Source organism: Hyphomicrobium sp. CS1BSMeth3, assembly GCF_900117415.1.
Classification (GTDB): Bacteria; Pseudomonadota; Alphaproteobacteria; order Rhizobiales; family Hyphomicrobiaceae.
Genome location: NZ_FPEI01000005.1, coordinates 391396 through 411179, shown reverse-complemented (window position 1 = coordinate 411179; position 19784 = coordinate 391396). Strand labels below are relative to the sequence as shown.

At 62.8% G+C, this 19784-nt stretch carries 22 protein-coding genes and 1 tRNA gene; 14 read left to right on the top strand and 9 right to left on the bottom strand.

Translation table 11 applies throughout. The features are described from left to right. The first annotated feature begins 424 nt into the window (after positions 1 to 424). The 10 genes from CS1BSM3_RS11085 (at position 425) to CS1BSM3_RS11035 (ending at position 11848) form a co-directional block, all read left to right on the top strand. Positions 425 to 1393, top strand: a complete 969-nt coding sequence (locus tag CS1BSM3_RS11085; RefSeq protein ID WP_348532897.1) for an efflux RND transporter periplasmic adaptor subunit — start codon at positions 425 to 427, stop codon at positions 1391 to 1393. Beyond that, the gene (locus CS1BSM3_RS11080) at positions 1390 to 4464 is read left to right on the top strand and encodes an efflux RND transporter permease subunit (RefSeq protein ID WP_072387162.1); all 3075 of its coding nucleotides are present in this window, start codon (positions 1390 to 1392) and stop codon (positions 4462 to 4464) included. Before CS1BSM3_RS11085 ends, CS1BSM3_RS11080 begins: the two co-directional genes overlap by 4 nt. Before the next feature lie 515 nt (positions 4465 to 4979). Further along, a complete protein-coding gene (locus CS1BSM3_RS11070) occupies positions 4980 to 5264 on the top strand; it encodes an MrpF/PhaF family protein (protein ID WP_072387161.1) in 285 nt (94 codons plus the stop codon). Further along, positions 5261 to 5536 (top strand): cation:proton antiporter, encoded by a 276-nt coding sequence (locus tag CS1BSM3_RS11065; RefSeq protein ID WP_072387160.1) that lies wholly within the window; start codon positions 5261 to 5263, stop codon positions 5534 to 5536. The genes CS1BSM3_RS11070 and CS1BSM3_RS11065 overlap by 4 nt, the downstream gene beginning before the upstream one ends. A 20-nt stretch (positions 5537 to 5556) precedes the next feature. Further along, complete coding sequence (locus CS1BSM3_RS11060; protein ID WP_072387159.1) at positions 5557 to 6492, top strand: hydrogenase subunit MbhD domain-containing protein; 936 nt, start codon at positions 5557 to 5559, stop codon at positions 6490 to 6492. After that, a complete protein-coding gene (locus CS1BSM3_RS11055) occupies positions 6489 to 6830 on the top strand; it encodes a cation:proton antiporter subunit C (protein ID WP_072387158.1) in 342 nt (113 codons plus the stop codon). Before CS1BSM3_RS11060 ends, CS1BSM3_RS11055 begins: the two co-directional genes overlap by 4 nt. Further along, on the top strand, positions 6830 to 8326 hold the full coding sequence (locus CS1BSM3_RS11050) for a complex I subunit 5 family protein (protein ID WP_072387157.1): 1497 nt from the start codon (positions 6830 to 6832) through the stop codon (positions 8324 to 8326). Before CS1BSM3_RS11055 ends, CS1BSM3_RS11050 begins: the two co-directional genes overlap by 1 nt. 14 nt (positions 8327 to 8340) lie before the next feature. Further along, positions 8341 to 9969 carry a complex I subunit 5 family protein gene (locus CS1BSM3_RS11045; RefSeq protein ID WP_072387156.1) on the top strand — a complete coding sequence of 543 codons (1629 nt, stop codon included), beginning with the start codon at positions 8341 to 8343 and terminating at the stop codon, positions 9967 to 9969. Positions 9970 to 10170: 201 nt separating this feature from the next. Next, entirely contained in the window at positions 10171 to 10692 is a 522-nt protein-coding gene (locus CS1BSM3_RS11040) for a DUF1269 domain-containing protein (protein ID WP_072387155.1), read from the top strand. An 88-nt stretch (positions 10693 to 10780) separates the two neighbouring features. Next, the gene (locus CS1BSM3_RS11035; protein WP_244540478.1) at positions 10781 to 11848 is read left to right on the top strand and encodes an AI-2E family transporter; all 1068 of its coding nucleotides are present in this window, start codon (positions 10781 to 10783) and stop codon (positions 11846 to 11848) included. A 7-nt stretch (positions 11849 to 11855) separates the two neighbouring features. Here the strand turns inward: CS1BSM3_RS11035 and CS1BSM3_RS11030 are convergent, their stop codons facing one another. Continuing rightward, the gene (locus CS1BSM3_RS11030) at positions 11856 to 13604 is read right to left on the bottom strand and encodes a metallophosphoesterase family protein (RefSeq protein WP_072387153.1); all 1749 of its coding nucleotides are present in this window, start codon (positions 13602 to 13604) and stop codon (positions 11856 to 11858) included. A gap of 646 nt (positions 13605 to 14250) precedes the next feature. Next, on the bottom strand, positions 14251 to 14721 hold the full coding sequence (locus CS1BSM3_RS11025; protein WP_072387152.1) for a hypothetical protein: 471 nt from the start codon (positions 14719 to 14721) through the stop codon (positions 14251 to 14253). A gap of 194 nt (positions 14722 to 14915) precedes the next feature. On the opposite strand from CS1BSM3_RS11025, the gene CS1BSM3_RS11020 reads away from it, so the two are divergent. Beyond that, positions 14916 to 14990, top strand: a tRNA-Gly gene (locus CS1BSM3_RS11020). Positions 14991 to 15136: 146 nt separating this feature from the next. Here the strand turns inward: CS1BSM3_RS11020 and CS1BSM3_RS11015 are convergent. After that, positions 15137 to 15370 (bottom strand): helix-turn-helix transcriptional regulator, encoded by a 234-nt coding sequence (locus CS1BSM3_RS11015; RefSeq protein ID WP_072387151.1) that lies wholly within the window; start codon positions 15368 to 15370, stop codon positions 15137 to 15139. 94 nt (positions 15371 to 15464) lie between these two features. Between CS1BSM3_RS11015 and CS1BSM3_RS11010 the strand changes: the two genes are divergently transcribed. After that, positions 15465 to 15944, top strand: coding sequence for a hypothetical protein (locus CS1BSM3_RS11010; RefSeq protein ID WP_072387150.1), 480 nt, complete (start codon positions 15465 to 15467; stop codon positions 15942 to 15944). A gap of 141 nt (positions 15945 to 16085) precedes the next feature. Here the strand turns inward: CS1BSM3_RS11010 and CS1BSM3_RS28245 are convergent, their stop codons facing one another. Beyond that, on the bottom strand, positions 16086 to 16253 hold the full coding sequence (locus tag CS1BSM3_RS28245) for a hypothetical protein (RefSeq protein ID WP_174263673.1): 168 nt from the start codon (positions 16251 to 16253) through the stop codon (positions 16086 to 16088). Positions 16254 to 16576: 323 nt separating this feature from the next. On the opposite strand from CS1BSM3_RS28245, the gene CS1BSM3_RS11005 reads away from it, so the two are divergent. After that, complete coding sequence (locus tag CS1BSM3_RS11005; RefSeq protein WP_143149168.1) at positions 16577 to 16924, top strand: hypothetical protein; 348 nt, start codon at positions 16577 to 16579, stop codon at positions 16922 to 16924. Further along, positions 16887 to 18056: a hypothetical protein gene (locus CS1BSM3_RS11000; protein WP_072387148.1), complete on the top strand. Its 1170-nt coding sequence runs from the start codon at positions 16887 to 16889 to the stop codon at positions 18054 to 18056. Before CS1BSM3_RS11005 ends, CS1BSM3_RS11000 begins: the two co-directional genes overlap by 38 nt. On the opposite strand, the gene CS1BSM3_RS27975 is transcribed toward CS1BSM3_RS11000, so the two are convergent. The 5 genes from CS1BSM3_RS27975 to CS1BSM3_RS10975 are packed head-to-tail and all read right to left on the bottom strand — an operon-like array spanning position 18036 to position 19783. Continuing rightward, entirely contained in the window at positions 18036 to 18746 is a 711-nt protein-coding gene (locus tag CS1BSM3_RS27975) for a hypothetical protein (protein ID WP_143149167.1), read from the bottom strand. The two genes, CS1BSM3_RS11000 and CS1BSM3_RS27975, sit on opposite strands and share 21 nt — an antisense overlap. An 11-nt stretch (positions 18747 to 18757) precedes the next feature. Then, positions 18758 to 19003, bottom strand: coding sequence for a DpnD/PcfM family protein (locus CS1BSM3_RS10990; protein WP_072387146.1), 246 nt, complete (start codon positions 19001 to 19003; stop codon positions 18758 to 18760). Further along, positions 19000 to 19215, bottom strand: a complete 216-nt coding sequence (locus CS1BSM3_RS10985; RefSeq protein WP_072387145.1) for a hypothetical protein — start codon at positions 19213 to 19215, stop codon at positions 19000 to 19002. Before CS1BSM3_RS10985 ends, CS1BSM3_RS10990 begins: the two co-directional genes overlap by 4 nt. Further along, positions 19212 to 19472, bottom strand: a complete 261-nt coding sequence (locus CS1BSM3_RS10980; protein ID WP_072387144.1) for a hypothetical protein — start codon at positions 19470 to 19472, stop codon at positions 19212 to 19214. Before CS1BSM3_RS10980 ends, CS1BSM3_RS10985 begins: the two co-directional genes overlap by 4 nt. Further along, positions 19469 to 19783 carry a hypothetical protein gene (locus tag CS1BSM3_RS10975; RefSeq protein WP_072387143.1) on the bottom strand — a complete coding sequence of 105 codons (315 nt, stop codon included), beginning with the start codon at positions 19781 to 19783 and terminating at the stop codon, positions 19469 to 19471. Before CS1BSM3_RS10975 ends, CS1BSM3_RS10980 begins: the two co-directional genes overlap by 4 nt. Between the last annotated feature and the right edge of the window lies 1 nt (position 19784).

Below are 19784 nucleotides of genomic sequence, written 5' to 3'. Positions count from 1 at the left end.
TATGCGGCTGGCGCTGGCGGTGAAAAAGCCCGGCTAGAACACACGCATCACCGATGAGCCGTGGGGAAGGGGCCTCATGTCGTTCGACGCTGATGGCCGCTCGACCGAGCAGTAGATCGGTCCGCTGTTCAGTGTGCCTGCACTGTGTTCAGGGTTTGACCCGATAGGCAAATTCCGCGCGCCACCGCAAGCTCGATGTGTCGTCAGAGCTGAAGCAAAACCTCGATCTATCCCGCCATTCTTCCGCAAGAGTGGAGCCCGTTGCCCAATGGAGCGGAGCTTGATCCGATCGACATCCGCCTCTCCAGCATCAGGGCGACGTTGGCTCCAGACGGCCGTGCTGCTTGCCCTGCCTGCGGTTCTTGCAGGATGCCGATCGGATACCGAGACAGCTCAATCGCAGCCAAGACCTGTGAGAACCGTGGTGGCCGAGAAGCGTGTCGCCATCACGCCGGTTACGCTCACGGGCCGCATCGAGGCTGACGACGAGGTTTCGCTGGCATTCCGCATCTCGGGGCGCGTCCTCGAACGAAACGTCAATGTCGGAGATAGCGTCAAAGCCGGACAGTTGCTCGCGCGCCTCGAGCCACAGAATGAGCTGAACTCATTGCGGGCTGCCCAAGCGAACCTCGAGGCCGCGCGTGGACAGCTCACGCAGGCACGCAATCACTTCGAGCGCCAGGACACCCTTCTCAAGCAGGGTTGGACCACACGTGCCCTCCACGATGACGCAGCACAGGCGCTGCAGACTACGCTGTCGCGCGTCGACGCTGCCGAAGCGCAATTGAGGCTGGCACAGGATCAAGTCAGCTTCACCGAGCTCAAGGCAGATGCCCCAGGAGTCGTGACCGCCGTCGGCCCGAACGCGGGCGAAGTTGCTCAAACCGGCCAGATGATCGCCAAGCTGGCTCGCAAGGACGGCCGCGATGCCGTGTTCGATGCACCGGCTCAACTGATCCGCTCGGCGCCGAGGAATCCGGAAGTCATAGTTAGTCTCGCAGACGATCCATCCGTCGTGGCGCGCGGACGCATTCGCGAGCTTGCGCCCCAGGCCGATCCGGTTACGCGGACCTTCGAGGTCAAGGTCGGTTTGACGAGCCCCCCGGCGGCTATGCGGCTCGGCGCGACCGTCAACGGGCGCATCGAGCAGGAAGCGCTTGCCTCATTCGAGATCCCAGCGACAGCCTTGACCGAGTTCAACCGCCAGCCGGCCGTGTGGATCGTTGATCCGAAGAGCTACGAGGTATCGATACGGAATGTAGAGGTGCAGAGGTTCGATCAAGCCGTCATAGCCGTATCCGGCGGCCTCAATGTCGGTGACATCATCGTCACTGCGGGCGTGCAGGCCTTGCATCCGGGCCAGACAGTGCGACTGCTCGGATCGGCTCAATGAGCGAATTCAATCTCTCCGCATGGGCACTCAGGAACCGCTCGGTCATCGTCTATTTCATGATCGTGATGGTCCTGGCCGACGTCGCCTCATACTTCCGGCTCGGGCGCAGTGAGGATCCGACGTTCATCATCAAGACGATGGTCGTGCAGGCCGCCTGGCCTGGCGCGAGCGTCGACGACACGCTGAAGCAGGTCACCGAGCGCCTCGAGCGCAAGCTGCAGGAAACGCCCAAGCTCGACTTCCTCCGAAGCTTCACGACCGCAGGCAGGGCGACGATCTTCGTCAATCTTCTCGGAAGCACGACGGCTAAAGAGGTGCCGGATATCTGGTATCACGTGCGCAAAAGCATCGGTGATATCCGGCACACGCTCCCGGCAGGTATCGTCGGGCCAGGCTTCAATGACGACTTCGGCGACACATTCGGCATCATCTATGGCTTCACGGCTGACGGCTTCACGCATCGCGAGCTGCGCGACTACGTAGAGGATATCCGATCGAAGCTGCTCGGCGTGCCGGACGTCTCCAAGATCGAGATCCTCGGCGCGCAGGACGAGAAGATTTTCGTCGAGTTCTCCATCAAGGAGCTTGCAGGGCTCGGTATAGACCGCTCGGCGCTGATCGCGGCGCTGCAGGCCCAGAACGTCGTCCTGCCAGCCGGCACGATCCAGACAGGCCACGAAACTCTGGCGCTCCGCGTTTCTGGCGCGTTCAGATCCGAGCAGGATGTCGCGAGCATCAACTTCGCAGCCGGCGGGCGCATGATCCGCCTCAGCGACATTGCGCAGATCAGCCGCGGATTTTCCGATCCGCCGCAGCCGCTGTTTCGCGTCGATGGCAAGCCGGCCATCGGCCTGGCCGTTGCCATGCGCGACGGCGGCGACGTTCTCGCCCTGGGCAGGAATATTCAAAGATCCATCGACGAGATCACGGCAGGCCTTCCGATCGGCATTACGCCCATACGCGTCGCCGATCAGGCCGTCACCGTAACGAGCGCTATCGCCGAATTCATGGCCTCGCTGTGGCAGGCGATCGCGATCATCCTGGCGGTGAGCTTCATTAGTCTCGGCGTGCGTCCGGGGTTGGTCATCGCGCTTGCCATACCGCTGACGCTTGCCATCGTCTTCTCGGTCATGCAGATGTCCGGGATTGACATGCAGCGCATATCGCTCGGCGCGTTGATCATTGCGCTTGCACTGCTCGTCGACGACGCGATGACGACGACCGATGCGATGCTCACCCGGCTCGCCGCCGGCGACGACAAGGTTCAGGCCGGAGCCTTTGCATTCCGCACATATGCGTTCGCGATGCTGGCCGGCACGCTGGTCACGATCGCGGGCTTCGTGCCGGTCGGCTTTGCGGCAAGCTCTGCCGGCGAATACACGTTCTCGCTCTTCGCGGTCGTCGGCATCGCGCTGATCGTATCGTGGTTCGTCGCCGTGCTCTTTGCGCCCCTCCTGGGCGTGGCCCTGCTCAAGTCGCCGGAAGCGGCACAATCGGCCGAGCCCAGCAAGATCCTGCAGCGATACCAGGGGTTCCTCGATCTCGCCATACGCCGCAAATGGGTGACCATCCCGCTGACGCTCGGCCTGTTCGTGTTGTCGTTTCTCGCTCTGCCTCTGGTGCCGCGGCAGTTCTTTCCTTCCTCGGATCGCCCTGAGCTGATAGTCGATCTCGGCCTTCCTCAGAATTCCTCGATCTTTGCGAGCGAGAACCTGGCTCGGCGCTTTGATGCCATGCTCCAGGGCGATCCCGACGTCGCGCGCTGGAGCACCTATGTCGGCCGGGGGGCCATTCGCTTCTATCTTCCGCTCAACGTGCAATTGCCGAATGATTTCTTCGCGCAGTCCGTGATCGTGGCGAAGGACGTTGCGGCAAGGGAAAGGCTTAGAGCCAAGCTCGAGAGCGTTCTGGCTAATGACTTCCCCAACGCGATAAGCCGCGTCTATCCACTGGAGCTCGGGCCGCCCGTCGGCTGGCCCGTACAGTATCGCGTGAGCGGTCCTGATCTCGCGCAGGTGCGCGAGTACGCCCTCAAGCTGGCGGAAGTCATCGCGCGAAATCCGCAGGCCGCCCACGTCAACTTCGACTGGATCGAGCCCGAAAGGCAGATCGGCATCCACATCGATCAGGACGAGGCGCGCCTGCTCGGTTTGAGCTCGCAAAGTCTCGCGGTAGTCCTCAACACCGTCATATCGGGAACGTCCATCACCCAGGTGCGTGACGATATCTACCTCGTGGATGTCGTCGCACGCGCGACCGATGAGCAGCGCGTATCGCTCGACACCCTGCGCACGCTGCAGGTGCCGCTGCCGAGCGGCCGCACGGTTCCTCTCAGCCAGTTCGCAACGTTCGAGTACATGCAGGACTATCCTCTCGTCTGGCGGCGCAATCGCGTGCCGACGCTGACAGTGCAGGCCGATGTCTCTCGCGGGGTATTGCCGGAGACGGTCGTCACGGCACTGGCGCCCGGCGTCCAGGCCTTGGCCAAGGAGCTGCCGCGGCCCTACACCATCGCGACCGGCGGAACCGTGGAGGAGAGCCAGAAATCCCAGGCCTCGGTCACCGCGATCGTGCCGGCCATGCTTCTCATCATGTTCACCGTGCTGATGTTGCAGCTCAGAAGCTTCCAGCGCCTGCTTATCGTGCTGAGCGTGGCGCCGCTTGGCCTCATCGGCGTCGTGGCTGCCTTGCTCTTGTTCCGCCAGCCTCTCGGCTTTGTCGCCATTCTCGGGATCCTCGCGCTGATCGGGATGATCACCAAGAATGCGGTCATTCTTATCGGGCAGATCGAAGCGGAGAGATCGCAGGGGAAAGACATTCATCGGGCGACGATCGACGCGAGCAGCGCGCGCTTCCGCCCCATCATGCTGACGGCAGTATCCACCGTGCTTGGCATGATCCCGATTGCGCCGACCGTGTTCTGGGGGCCGATGGCGCTCTCGATCATGGGCGGGCTGCTCGTTGCGACGGTTCTCACGCTGATCTTTCTGCCGACACTCTATGCAACCTGGTTCGGCTGGAGGGAGGCGGCTTCCTCGAAGCCTGCCCTCGAGCCGACCTATGTCCCATAGGGGGGAGCTCATGCGCAGCGCTGCTGGTGATCATTCCCCAATGACCTCCGCGGCGTTCATGCGAGGCGCAGGTTTGCTCGTATTCTGGCTGATCCTCTCCGCTTTCTCGGCTGCCGATCTTCCTGCAGGGGTTCTGGCGGCGGCCGCTGCAACCTGGGCAAGTCTGAAGCTTCTCCCGCCGGGGCGGATGAGACTGCGTCCTCTCCTTCTTGCGGAGCTGCTGCTGCGCTTCGTGGTCCAGTCCGTCGTTGCTGGATGCGATGCTGCGTGGCGCGCGCTCGATCCTCGATCGCGATTGCGGACAGGCTTCGTGAGCTACCGGCCGGTATCACCACCGGGAGCGATGAGGAGCGCGTTCCTTACGATGGCAAGCTTGCAGCCGGGCCTGCTTCCGTCCGGTTTCAACGATGACGGCACTGCCGCGATCCACTGCCTTGATGTTGGGCAGCCTGTCGCTCGGCAGTTGTCTCAGGAGGAGGCTCGCCTTCTTGCAGCACTCGGAATGGAGCACGACAATGTCTAGCTTTCTGCTCGTATCAGCCGTCCTGGTGCTGGCGTCCATCGCCATAGGGCTTGTCCGCATCCTCTACAGCCGGCAAGCCGCCGACTGCATGATGGCGGCGCAGCTCGTCGGAACGGGGGGCATTGCCGTGCTGCTCCTCGTCGCTGTGGCAACAGAGACGGCGCCCACCGGCGATGTCGCCTTGATGCTCGCGCTTCTCGCGGCCTTCGCCTCCGTTGCGTTCGTTGGAGGTATGCGCGGCACTGGAAGCAAAGCTACGGAGGGCGCCGACAAATGAGCGGCCTTCTTCATGCATTCACCATCCTCGCGGTCTCGGCCGGAGTCGTGTTCTTCATTGCCGGCACAGTCGGCCTCGTCCGCTTTCCCGATGTTCCGACACGCCTCCACGCGCTCACCAAGGCGGACAATGTCGGGCTCGGTCTCGTGGTGCTCGGATTGCTGCCATATACGGGCGGATTGCTCGGCGCGTTGAAGCTCGTGAGTGTGTGGCTGCTGACCCTGCTCTCGGGAGCGATCGTCACGCAGCTCATCGCGCGGGCGGTCCGATAGAAGGGGAGCGCGCGCACAGCATGGCTCTCGTATTCGACATCGGCATTGTCAGCCTGCTCATTGCTATCGGCGCGTGGATGATCATGGCACGCGACACCCTCGTCGCTGTCATCATCTTCGTCGTCTATGGGCTTCTGATGTCCATTGCCTGGGTCAGGCTATCGGCAGTCGATGTCGCGCTGACGGAGGCCGCCATCGGCAGCGGTATCACAGGAATGCTGCTTCTGAGTGCGGCCGCGCGCCTGCGTCAAACGGAAGGCGCGGGAGCGCGGCCATCATTTCCGGTGTGCGTTGCCGCCGGATCATTGTGCGCCTTGATATCGGCGGGCCTTGCAGGCGTCGTCCTTCTGCCGGCCGATGTCGCGCCGACGCTCGCACCGCTTGCTGTTGCCAACTTGGCCGATACCGGGCTCGAAAATCCGGTGGCGGGCGTTCTCTTCGCCTATCGGGCGCTCGATACGCTCCTTGAGAAGGTGGTCCTGCTGCTCGCGCTTCTCGGTGTGTGGTCGCTGGGATCGGATCGCGCGTGGGGTGGCGCACCGGCGCTAGGCGCCTACGTGCCGCCGAATGATATTCTGGTCTTCTTCGCGCAAGTGCTGCCACCGATCGGAATCGTATTTGCCGCCTACATGACCTGGACAGGCGCATCGCATCCGGGCGGCGCATTCCAAGGCGGCACTGTGCTGGCCGTCATGTGGTTGCTCGTCATGATGGCAGGTGTCGCGCGCGCGCCGCCGATCAGTAGCACCAAAGTGCGGTGGTTGCTTGTCGCAGGGCCGGCGCTCTTTCTGGCTGTCGGCTTCCTGGGCTTCGTGATCGCGGCCGGCTTTCTGGCCTATCCGGTCGACTATGCCAAAGCGCTGATCGTGCTCATCGAGATTGCGCTTGCGCTTTCCATCGGCGTCACGCTTGCCCTGCTCGCAGCAGGGCCACCCGAGCGGACGCTTCAGCCATGAACAGCGCGACGCTATTCGGGTTCTGCAGTGCGGCTATTGTCGGTCTCGGGCTATTCGGTCTCATCGTCAGTCCACACCCGCTACGCAGGATCCTCGCCTTCAATCTTCTCGGGAGCGGCGTCTTCCTCTTTTTCGGCGTCGTCGCGCGGAGAGGCGCGGCGGCCGGCCTCGGCGCGGACCCTGTTCCCCAGGCGCTGGTCATCACCGGTATCGTCGTTGCCTTCTCCGCGACGGCACTGGCAGTGGCCCTGGTGCTGCGGCTGTTCGCGCTGACGGACGAGGCCGCGCCGACTTCGGAGGCTGACCCGAAGGCGGGTGCGGAGGGAGGGCATTCCTGATGTCGACGGCGTCGGTCGCGACGACATCAAGCGGATACCTGCTCGTGCTCGCGGTCATGTGGCCGGTCATCGGCATTCTGCTGTCGTTCGTCGTGAGCGGTCGCCAGATCGAGCGCCTCGCATGGATCGTGCTGCCCGTAGGTCTCGTGATCGCGGGCGCAACTCTGATCGCGGTCACGCAAGCAGGGCAATCACAGATCTACGTCGTCGGGAATTGGGCGCCGCCACTGGGGATCGCACTGCGCGCCGATGGAATATCCGTCGCCATGATGATGGCAACAGCCATTGTTATCTGCGTCACCGGCGTCTTCGCGCACGGTGAGTTCAGTCAACCGCCAGGCGGGCCGGAGGAGCGTGCGCCGGTCGTCTTCTGGGTGCTGCTCTTCGCAATCTGGAGTGCGCTGAATGCGCTCGTCCTCGGATCCGACCTCTTCAATCTCTATGTCGCGCTGGAGCTTCTGACGTTTGCCGCCGTGCCGCTCGTCTGCCTGAAGGGGAAAAAGGAAACCGTCGAAGCCGCGCTCCGCTACATGCTGTTCGCACTGATCGGCTCCGTTCTCTATCTGCTGGGCGCGGCGATGATCTATGGCGCCTACGGTACGCTCGACATTCGCTTACTCTCCGAGAGGGGTCACGCCGAGCCCGCGACACTGATTGCCGCATCGCTGATGACTATTGGGCTGCTGGCAAAGACCGCGCTCGTTCCGCTGCATTTGTGGTTGCCGCCAGCGCACGCCGGCGCGCCGGCTCCCGGCAGCGCGATGCTCTCGGCGCTTGTCGTCAAGGGTTCGTTCTTCGTCATCATTCGCATTTGGTTCGACGCGATGCCCGATTTGTTGAGCTTTCGGGCCGCGCAGCTCCTTGGGGCCCTCGGTGCCGCTGCGATCCTTCTCGGCAGCGTGCTCGCGCTGCGTCAGCAGCGGCTCAAGCTCCTGATTGCGTACTCGACGATTGCGCAGATCGGCTACCTGTTCTTCGTGTTTCCGCTGGCAGCGGGTCTCGCGACCGGCGTGGCATGGAGCGGTATTGCCTGGACGGCGAGCTGGCTTCAGTTGTTCTCACATGCCTTTGCCAAGGCCGCGATGTTCATGGCTGCAGGGCTGATTGCCGAGGCGCTCGGGCATGATCGCATCGCGGAGCTCGGCGGAATTGGCCGCAAGCTTCCCATAACCATGCTGGCCTTCGCCCTCTCGGGGCTGTCGCTCGTCGGCGTGCCGCCAAGCGGCGGCTTCTCCGCGAAATGGCTGCTGCTTCTGGCGACGGTCATGGAGGGGCAATGGTGGTGGGCGGTCGTGATCGTGCTCGGTGGACTATTGGCCGGCGGTTACATCTTCATGGTTCTCGGAAGATTGCTCGCCAGTCCGACTGAGGTGCCGGCGCTGCAAGCGCCTGTGTCGAGGTGGCGCGAGTGCGCCGCACTCTCCTTGGCCATATGTGCGGTTCTTCTGGGGATATGGCCGCTGCAATCTTCCGATTTTCTTTTTATCGGGCGCTGAAGAGGCAAACAGCGATGACCGCCGGCACAGTGCTCGCCTCTTCCTTCATCGTACCGCTCTTCATGCTGGTGGCCGCCCTCGGGCAACGAACACGCGAGCGGTTGTCGGACCTGTTACCGTTCGCGCCGCTTCCTGCACTCCTCGCCGCGTTAGTGGTTCCAGACGGCACGATTGTTGTCCTGCCTCGCAGCCTTCTCGGGATCACGCTCAGTCTGGACAAACCCGGGGCGATGCTGCTCGGAGCGGCGTCGTTACTGTGGATTGCCGGAGGCATTTACGCGCGGCAGATGCTGCAAGATGCCGCGCGCGCCGTCCGCTTCGCCATCTGGTGGCTGACCACTCTCAGCGGAAGCCTCGGCGTATTCATCGCCGCGGACATGATCGGCTTCTACTTCTTCTATACCCTCGTGAGCCTCGCGGCATATGGGCTGGTCGCTTACGATGAAACTGCCGCGACTCGCCGGGCGAGCACCATTTACGTGGCGCTTGCTCTCCTCGGCGAAGCCTTCCTGCTCATGGCTTTCGTATTGCTGGCCGCAGCGACGCCAGGCAATAGCCTCCTCATCAGCGACGCCGTCGCCGCCCTTCGGTCGTCACCGTGGCGCGACATCACGATGCTGCTGATCGTTCTCGGCTTCGGATTGAAGATCGGTCTCGTTCCTCTGCATGTGTGGATGCCTTTGACGTACTCGGCCGCGCCAATTCCCGCTGCTGCCGTGCTGAGCGGCGCAGCCGTAAAGGCGGGCGTGATCGGCCTGATCCGGTTCCTTCCGTTTGACGTGTCGCTGGCGGGTTGGAGCGAGGTATTGATGGTCCTCGGCTTTGTCTCGGCCTTCTATGGCGTCGCCATCGGCCTCGCTCAGACAAATCCCAAGGCCGTGCTCGCCTATTCGAGCGTCAGTCAGATGGGCTTGCTTGCGGCAGTGCTCGGAATGGGGCTTGGCTCCGGCAGCAGAGCCGCGCTGCTGCCCGTCGCGTTCTATGCTGTGCATCATATGCTGGCGAAGGGCGGCCTGTTTCTCGCGCTTGGCGCAGCGGCCGCGCGCCGAGGCAGCGCGCTGCTCGTACTCGTCCCCACTGTCGTGCTAGCGCTTGCTCTCGCGGGCCTCCCTTTCACAGGAGGGCAGCTCGCCAAAATGGCGATCAAGGATCCGCTGGGCGATGGCGTCGCGAGTGTGCTCGCGCAGATCTCGGCAATCGGCAGCGCGCTCCTGATGCTCCACTTTCTGTATCTTTTTCGCGCCGGCATTGCCGAAGCCCCGGCAGATCGGCCAAGTGCGGCTGCTGTCGTCGCTTGGCTCATGATGGTATTTGCCGCGCTTGCATTGCCATGGTTTCTGTTTCCGACACTCGATGGTGCCTCGCGGGCCGATGCGTTCACGCTGCAGGAGCTTTGGGGTGCCGCCTGGCCGATCCTGATAGGCGGGCTCCTGGCCGCTCTGCTCTGGCGGTGGCGCACGCGACTGCCTCGAATTCCCGAAGGCGACGTGCTTTTCATCGCCGAGCGTTGCGCTCCCACGGTCAGCCGGCTCGGTGCGGCATTCGAGCGGGCCGATGGTGTGTTGCGTCAGTGGCCGATTGCCAGCATGTGCGTTGCACTACTTGTCGTGCTGACGGCCTTGGCCCTCGCGATGCCCGCGTAGTGCTGTTGCCCCAACGCCGACCGTCATTGTGCTTCGGTATTCTCTCCCTGCCTTTGGTGGTTTTCCCGTATGGCTCGCCTCCGCGCGCGATTGCCATAGTCCTCGCGGTATTCTCAGTGCAACTGCCGGACATGTCCTGCGGGAGGTGTCGGCGCTTCAAGCCCTTGATGCTCACGCGGCTCCGAGGGGAGAGGAGGAAGCATGTCTGATCTCGTAGTCCTCGGATTCGATGGCACCGGAACAGCCGATGAGGTGTTGACGAAGCTTCGCAGCCTAAAGAAGGAAAATCTCATCGACCTGGAGGATGCCTGTGTCGTCGTGCGCGACAGCACCGGCGCGGTCCAGGTCAAGCAGGCGGTTCATCTTGTTTCGCTCGGAGCGGCGAGCGGGGCCAGCACCGGTATGCTGATCGGTGCGCTCGCTGGCTTGCTGGTGCTCAATCCCCTTGCCGGTATGGCGGTTGGCGGTCTTGCCGGCGCCGGGTTCGGTGCACTGTCCGGTTCGTTGGCGGACTACGGCATCAACGACGATTTCATCAAGGATATCGGCAAGCACATTCCCAATGGCTCGTCCGCCCTCTTCGTGCTGATCAGGAAGTCGACGCCGGACAAGGTCCTCCCCGAGATCCAGCAGTACAATCCGCGGGTCCTGAAGACATCGCTCTCCAACAAGCAGGAAGAGCAGCTCCGCGCAGCACTTGAGCATAAGCCGGCGGCGGCTTGAGCCTCACGGCTCGAGCGTGTAAGTAGATGCGCTACGATATCGAGGAATGGTCAAGTAGCGCATCATGCCTGATCGCGAAGCTGCTCCCTTGACGACTGCAGCCGGCCGTTCGGGGGCGGATCGATCGCTGTTCGTGGCCGTGGCTACGGTTGCGACGATCGCGGTGCTCACGGCGGTCTATCTTGCCAGCTCGGTTATTGCGCCGGTTGTTTGCGCTCTCTTCATCATTGCGATTGTCTGGCCAGTGCAGAGCTGGCTCCAATTGCGCGTGCCGAAGCTTCTTGCCTTGGGCATCGTGATCGCAATGATTGCCGTTGTATTCGTGGTGTTTGGGTCTCTCATTGCCTGGGGCTTCGGCCGGATCGCGAGATGGCTCGCGATGGACGGGGAGCGCTTTCAGTTCCTCTACACACAGTTGGTGGCCTGGCTGGAGGAGCGCGGCATTGCCGTAGCTGGCATCTGGGCGGAGCACTTCAATATGCGCTGGCTCATGCGGGCCGCGCAGGAGATCACGGGGCGGCTGAACACGACGATCAGCTTCTGGCTGGTCGTCATGGTGTACGTGATCCTCGGGCTTTTGGAGATCGATGGCACGGAGCGCAAATTGCGCGCGATGGCAAACGCGAATGCGGGGCGCGTCATGATCGATGGCGCTTCAGCAACGGCCGAGAAACTCCGGCGCTATGTGATGATACGGACAGCGATGAGCGTCGCGACCGGCGTACTCGTCTGGGCTATTGCTTCGTTCTGGGGCCTGCCGCTTGCCGTGGAATGGGGCGTCATCGCCTTTGCGCTCAACTACATCCCCTTCATCGGTCCTTTCATCGCCACTGTCTTCCCGACCCTGTTCGCGTTGGCACAGTTCGGGTCGTGGCAGGAAGCCCTCGTCGTGTTTGTCTGTCTCAATGTCGCGCAGTTCGTCATTGGCAGCTACATAGAGCCGCATGTCTCCGGCAGTGCGCTCGCGATTTCCCCGTTCATTGTGCTCTTCTCCGTTTTCCTATGGACTTTTCTGTGGGGCCTGTTTGGCGCTTTCATCGGCGTGCCGATCACGATCGCGATCTTGACCTTCTGCGCACAGCATCCATCCAGCCGCTGGATCGCCGATCTGCTCGGGGCGCCGAAAGACACGCCGACGGTGGGCAAATCCGTTTGAGCGACGGTTATGCCGGCGGCTCGATCTCGCCGGGGATCTCGACGCGCTCCGGCTCCAGCAGGCAGAGGCCGCGATCCCGGTCTGTGGCCAGGCGATGGATATAGAAGCATGTTGTTTCGGCGTTGGTCGCTTCCATGACCGGAGAGGGCGCCGAGACGATTCTCGCGCTGCCGCACGCGCCAATCCAGTCGATGTGTCGATGGCCGTGCATGAATACGATCCTGGAGCCCATCGGCGCCAATTGGCGGACGAACCAGCTACCGTTGATCAAGGCGGTCCCAATGCGTTCGGAGAGTGCGGTGGCCAACTTCGGGTACTCGACGAGATGGTGATGCAGCGCCAGGATCCAATGTGCTCCGGGATACTGTTCGAGCACCGCCATGATGCGGCGCGCCTGCGTGCTCGATACGAGACCCAGTGCATTGGTGAAGGAGAAGTGCGTCTCGGCAGTCGAGTTGATCAGAAGGATGCCAAGGCCGTCCTCGCTCTCCGGCGGGATCACCATAGGAAAGATATCGTCCCAGAGTGCGGCGAGACCGATCGACAGGCGAACCGATCCCCTATCAGCGAAGGTCTCTATGCGGGAGCGGTTCGGGGTGAGCGCCTCCGAAAGTGTGGGGCCGACACGGCGCGTGTCCGTGTCGATAATCCGCACGAGATCGCCCTGCACGGCGGCCATGGCCGAGAGCGCACGCATCTGGCGCAAGCGGCCACCGGGACTCGTCGGCAGATCGAGCCGCGCCGGGTTCGCCCGGTCGACGACGTTCACATCGTGATTGCCGGGTAGGATCAGGGTCCGCGCGGCAAGCTTCGGATGTTTTGCGAGGGCCGACATGAACTCGGCCCATTCTGTCGAGCGGCCAGCATCGGTTATGTCGCCGGTCATGAGCACGAGATCGATCGGCTCGTCGGCATGAAGCTCATCAAGGCGCGCCAGTACGCGCTCGAGTCTTCCATTGCCACGCGAGCCCGAGCGCCCGCTCTCAATGCGGAAGCCAAATCTCTCCCCGACGACATGCAGATCCGAGAGATGGGCAATGCGCCACGTTCTGCCATCGGCGGGCGCGGCGTCGAACTGCGGAAGATCGCGCGGCTGAGCCATGGTCGCGTCGGCGAGGCCCCACACGAGCGAAGCCGTAGCCAGATAGGCGCTCACGATCACGATGGCATTTGCAAGCGCCGGAACGATCAGCCGCTGCGGCGACATCAGATCTGCGGCCGTGCCGTACCAGCGCGTGGCCGGCCAGACGAGCACAACGACGATCAGCGCAAGTATGCACAGGATCGCTCCGGCACCCGCAGCGGTCGCAGCGCGCAGTTGTGCGCGCTTCGATGCATCGCTTCGCCGGCGCATGGTGCGCTCGACGAGATGGCGAAGGCTTTCGCGGCACAGGGCATATCCCGGCTGCACGGCAATCGAGTTGAGCGACCAGAACCCACTCTCGGCGAGCCGGTACAGAGGTCGCCCGATCAGGTATCCGGCAGCGAGCACGACAATGAGCACGAGAAGAGGCCACGCCTCATACAGCGGCGCCGAAATCTTTCTGGAGACAGCCGCCAGCCAGCCCGAGATGATCAGTGGCGCAAGACCGAGCAGGATCGCCGGAACCACGATGAGAAGCAGCCACGCCAGAACGAGCTTCGGCAGGCTGATCTCTGCCAGCAGGCTGCCCGCTATTGCAAAGAGCGAGCGCCGCTTCGTGCTGGAGACATCATCCTCGACGTCGCCAAGTCGCGGATCGATGAGTGGTGCCACAGATGATCCAGATGGTGTAACCGGCCGAGAGTCTGCGCAGTCTTCTGCGGAGGGTTGCGAGGCAGCAACCGGCGCTCCCTCGGCTCCGGCTATGGCGGATGGCGTGACATTTTCGGACACCATGACTTGAGCAACCGCGAGCCTTGGGGCGATGTCAGGACGCCTGCCAGCGTCTGCGAAGATACTTGTGACGCATGGGATCGTCGCGGTGCAGACACTTCAGGATCGCGTCGCTCAGGTGGCGTGGGCGTGCGACTGGGCCGATCACTTTGGCTATTTGAGGTGTCGGGCGCTGATTGAAGGTGGGGGCTGCGAGCTGATGGATGCTTGTTCTCCAGAGTCGTTCGTGGCCATGGTGGTCGCTGCGATCTCTGTTCACCTGCATAACGTTCATCTCCAATGCATGGAAACGACAATGTCGGTTCGACGCTTCTCACCTGCCGCGCGTGCGCACGGGAAGCCGAGACTTGCACGATGCGGTGCCATGGTCGCTGACTGAGGTTGCGCGTCCATCAGTGGAACCCCCTATTTGGGGTGCGCGATATTACGGTGCGGGCGGTAAGCGGAAGCGGTGACGGCTGCCGTGCCTTCCCGGGCAAGTGATGCCGGCTCCAGGAAAATTGGCCGACTGTCTCGCCCGATCGTCTCAGCGCAGTGGCTCGGGTCGCGGCATCTTGGGCTGAGCGTCGACGATCGCGCCAATATCATCCTGGTGGCATCCGGCGAGGCAGACCGTGCAGATCATGCCCTCGGGGCAGCCCGGTACTTCGATATCCTGGAATGGCCGGGCGGATTGGGCGTGCGGGCGCGGCAGACGCCGCGGCGTCGGCAGGCCACTGGAGTCCGTCGCCGTCTCGGCACTCCCATGCGCGGCCTCGCGGCTGCGCACGCGTGGCACATACGTGCCACCCGAGCCGTCGGAGCTCTGCGCGCCGTGATTGTCGTCGGATTTGCGGCGGGAGCTCGCATCGTCGTGGTTCGTGGAGCGCTCCTTCACAGTGCGCACCTTGCCGCGCCGCGCCTCCGCATCGTCCGCGCCGAACGTCACGGCGGAAAGAGCGACAGACAACACGAGACCGAGGCGGATCAGCACCTGCAACGAAACACGCCAGGACATGGGGACGCTCCGAAGGACGCAAATAGCGAAAAGAAGCTAGCGCAAATCCATTTACCGTTGGTGAAGGCCGGCCGGCTCCCCCGCAGCTGGCCGAGCCGCGGAAGAGGCGCTCGAAGGCCTCGGAGTGGATGGCCGTCGGGGATCTGAGCGGGTTCTTGATTGCGCCCCGGGTTTTGACTAGTGTCGGCGGCGCTGCGGGCGTAGTTCAGTGGTAGAACGTCAGCTTCCCAAGCTGAATGTCGTCGGTTCGATCCCGATCGCCCGCTCCATGAAATCAAAGACTTACGAGCACCAAGGGAACTTGACGGACGGTTCAGGTAACACCCAGGTAACACCGCAGGCAGGTGATTGTTTCCGGTGCAAGTGCACATGGAGCGCGAGCCGGTTTTGTGGAAGGAAGTGAGGCGCGTCGGCCTTATCGCTTGTATTCGGCGGTGGAGCCGTACTGCTGCTTCTGGAGCCACTCCTCAAGGTCGGCAATGCGGTAGACGACCTTGGAGGCTTTGCCGGGGCCGACCTTGAAGTAGCGGGGGCCAGTGCCGTCCACGCGCTTGGCTTCGAGGGTTCGGTCGGAGACGCGCAGGTACTCGGCTGCTTCCGGCGTGGTGAGCAGGTTCGAAACTGGGAGAGGCCTAGGCGCTTCTGTCATGAGGGATTGAGCAGGTCCGAAAGCGGTAGGGGCCTTGGCGAATCCGAAATGGCGCGGCTAGGGTAGCAGTGGATTCGTTTGCGAGGGAAGGGCGATGGCAGAAGATGCCTTATCGGTCGGCCGGAAGTTGGACGCAGCTCGCGCGAGCTATGTGCGTGTACGCGAGCGCTTGAACGCCTTGTTGCCGCAAGCAAGCGGGCCGCATGAGATCGCGGACCACCTTCTCAGTTATGCCGAGGAGTTCGGTGTCGAAAAGACCTTGGCGGATGTCGAGGCGAAGCCAGGTCATTTCGATTTGAAAGCGGCGCCGTCGGGATTGCGGCCGTTGCTTGAGCAGGCACAAGAGCTGTCGCGGGAGTGCGATTTGCTGGCGGCGAAGTTCGACAAGCTGGTGCATGGCGGGCTGCCTGTTGTCACGCGGACGATGTGCCACCTGGGGCGCATGTTCGAGTTGGATCAGGAGAAGGGCGAGATGCGCTACCTGGACAATGGGGAGCGGCATCCCATTCCTCCCGATTTGGTGGCGCCGGATGATGGTAGGGCCCGGTCGCGCGAGCGCGGACGGAGCCGTTAGGGGCTTGATGAGATTGAAGGCAAAAGGGGCCGCCCACGGGGCGGCCCCTTTGCTATGCGGAGAGGATGGTCCGCACCTTGAGGCTTACTGCTTGGAGGCGAATGCGTTTGAGCAGGGGTGAGAGAGGATGGGTTAAGGCGGTCATTGGATGACCTCCTCGTCGTTCCAACTGTAGGCGGGATTGTCGGCGTAGTGGTCGCTGGCGTACCAGGCATCGATAGCGTGGTCGAGGGCGGTGCCGGTCAGGCCTTGAAACTCGAGTTCGAACTGGTCGCGGAGGAAGGCGCGGTCGGTGACGGAGGTTATCATTTCGGTTTTCCTTGTTTGTTGAGCGGGCTGCCCTGTGCAGCGCCGTTGGCGACCGTGGGGCTCACGATTGCGCACGGTGCCGGGCTGAAACCGTAAGGCGGCGAAGTTGGGGGAGGGGCCCCGGCTGCAGCCGGCCCTGGGCAGCGGGTGAAACGGGTGCCACGGTGCCAATGGTTCGGGCGCACCAGGGGTTCGCTGAAACATGCGGGAGAGCGGGATGAGCCGGTGTAACGGCTGTGGGTTCGTCGCGGTTCTCTTGCGGGGGTGATGAGGGAGGCTGTTAAGGTAGTGCCATGGCGTCATGATGCCGGGAGGTGGCGATAGTGGCGGATGACGATGAGGATGCCTTGCGGCGGTTGTTCAGCAAGGCGAAGGAAGTCGTGACCGATGCTCCTGCGGAGGTGGTGGTCGCGGAGGCATCAGGCATCGGGCGCGTACGGGTGACGTTGCGGGTGACCGATGAGGTGGCGGAAGGGTTGGATATTATTGCGACGGTCGGCGGGCAGAGCAAGAACAGCTTCTGCGAAGCCGCATTGCGGAGGGCGGTGAAAGCAAAGGTGGCGGCTTTGAAGGGCGCGGTGAGTGCCGAGGAATGGGATGTCCTATTGAGATTGGTGCGGCGGAGGCAGGCTGGTGGCGCGCGCGGTCGCGGCGATGGGGGTGCTGTGTAGCCTCGGTTTGATTGGGGTTTCAGCTTTTCTGAATTTCAGGTTCGGTCAGAGCCTCGCCGATAACGAAATTGATACCTGGATTTATGGTGTTGCGCTGGTGAGCATGGATGGGCTCAAGGCGTTGATGCCATTCGTTGCCTTATCGGCATGGGCGGCGCGCCATCGCATTGGTGGGAGCGTCGCCTGGGGCGTCTTTGCGCTGGCGACGGTGGCGAGCCTGGTTGCTTCGTTAGGATTTGCGGAAGGGCACCGTGTGGTGCGGGGCGAGCGGCTGGATGCGGCGGCCGGGACCTACCGCGATGCATTGCGGGCTTTAGCGCGGGCCGAGCGCGCGCGTGAAGATCATGGAGCCGTGCGTTCGCTTGAGGAGCTTGAGGAAGCCAGGCGAGCCGTCCTTGCGCGCCCGGTCGGTCGGGGAACGACGGTGGGGCAGGCGTCGGAGGGATGCACCAAGGCGGGATATCTTTCGCGGGAGCATTGCGAGGAATATGCGCGGCTGGGCGTGGAAATGGCGCGCAGCCGCGAGGCGGTGCGCCTGGATGGCGAATTGGCGAACTCGCGGCGAAGTGTGGAGCTGCTGCGTAGCGGACAGAAGGCGGTGAAGGAAGGCGTCGATCCGCAGGTGGCTGTTTTGAGGCGCTTGTGGACTGTGGTGCAGGACGCGCCGGAAGTTGGCGCGGTGCGGCTGGCGCTGGGGCTGCTGTTTGCGTTGGTGGTTGAAGTGGGCAGTGGGGTGGGTTTGTATTTGTCGACATTGTTGTTGCGGCCGGGCGTCGTGGAGCAGGGCGAGGTGCGGCGCGTAGCGCGGCGGGATGATGTGGAGGTGCCGGTGGACAGGCCGTTTGGCGACAGGGTCAAGGCGTACATGGCGGAGCGGTGGGTGCCGGTGCCGAAAATCGAACAGACGGCCATGCACGAAGCCTTCGACGATTATGTCGAATGGTGTCGGGAGAAGGGATATGAGCCCATGGGCGCGGCATGGGTCCAGGAGCAGCTGTGTGTGGCCATTGTTGCAATTGACCCATTGCATGAGGCGATAGATTTCGGGAAAGCGGGCAGCAACCTCGTGTTCCACGGCGTGGGGTTGCGGAAGAATGTGGCCGCCATCGATTCAGGCGACCCTGAGGCTTGAGTTTTCAGCATTGCGGTAGTGCGCTGTGGTGAGCCAGCGCAGGCGGGTTTCGCCCTGGTAGGTGTGATCCCAGACAATCCAGCAGTAGCGTTGCTGCTTGAGGCTTTGCGTTGCTTGAGCGGCATCGCCGTAGGGCCAGCAGTGGCATTCGTCGAGGGCGTAGATGACGCTTGGCGGGTGCGTCTCGAAGAAGGGATGCCGGATGGGGTGGCAGAGGCTGTTGATGGGGAGCAGCATGGCGACCTTGCCGCGCAATTTGCGGGTGAGCTCGATGGCGTGCTTGCAGAATTTGTCGCCGAGGCCGCGGCCGTAGGGCGGGTTGGTGATGATGTCGGGGGCGAGGGCGTGGCTTTCGGCAAGGAAGTCGCGGCCGGTTTCGCCGTAGCCCCAGCAGGGGGCGAGGTCGGTGGCGATGACCTGGTGGCCGTGCTCGAGAAGCACGTTCGCAATATGTCCTTGTCCGCAGGCCGGTTCCCAGGTCTTGCCGGAGAAGGGCTCGGCTCCGAGGAGAGCGCGCGTGGCCTCAGGTGGCGTTGGGTAGAATTCCCAGGCGGCGCGCGAGGGGGAGATGCGCGGGCCAAAGGCGAAGGCGTGGTTGGTCGCCTTGGATTGCCCAGTCGAGGGAATGTCGTTCGGTCGCAGCAGGCGGATAGGCTGGTTGGCGGGTTTTATCAGGCTACGTGGGTGCAAGAGGCGGGGCATCATTGGCTTTGGCTTTCACTAGTTTGCGGAGACTCATTCTCTTCAACCTCGAGCAAGGCTTTCTGGGTGCTTTCAGCGATGGTGCAAGGGGTGTCCTTCAACGCGGGGTCGGCTTTGGCCCACAGGCTGACAGACCAGTGGTCTAGGGCGAGCGAGTGCGCGTGATTGGGATTTTCGGCTTCGACTTCCACCTCGATGCGCAGAGTGTCGAGGAAAGTGACGGTGTAGGATTTGAGTTGGCTCATGATGGGCTGCTTTCATTGTCGGATAGTAGGCGTACATTCACGGGCTTGATTGCGTGGTCGATGAGGGAAAAGCCCGCTTTGGTGGTGAGGCGAAAGCAGCGGGCTCGGCGCAGGGCGTGGTCGAGTGCGGAGACATCGTCATTGGCCGGCAGTCGGATTTCGTAGCGGTTGGTGGCTTCAATGATCACGGCGTAGGTGTCCTGGTTGCTCATTGCAGGAGGTCTCCGTTGATGGTGATAGTGACGGTCGGCATCAGGTCGAAGCTTTCCTCGTCAATCTGCTCGAGGTGCCAGTGGCCAATGCCGGTGCGAAGAAGGCTCGGGAAGTCGAGGTCTTCTTGCCGTGCGTAGTGACCGAGGTTGGCAATCAGGTCGCCTATGGATTCCTCGTCGGTGTCGGTGCCGGTCATGCTGGCAAAGAGGCTGAGGCATTGCGCGGCCCATCCGGCGCGTGTGAGGTTGTCGCTCATTTGTCGAGCCTCCCATTGGCGGGCAGTTTCTCGTCGAGCAGTTTGAGGATTTCGGCGGGGAGCACGTCGCGGCTGAATTCCCGGTCAGCTTCGTAGAGCGTGACACCGTTGGCATCGGCGATTTTGTCGATGAAGGTATTGTGCAGGCCGGTCTCGCCAAATTCGACTTGGTAGCCAGCTTCAGTCAGGACATCGATGACGCGGTCGGTTTCGATCTGGCCGTCGCCGTCGCCGAAGCCAAACTTGTCGAAGGCTTCCTCCCAATCCCAGCGGTAGTCGCCGCCGCAGGTGTTGCAGGTGGTGATGGGCATT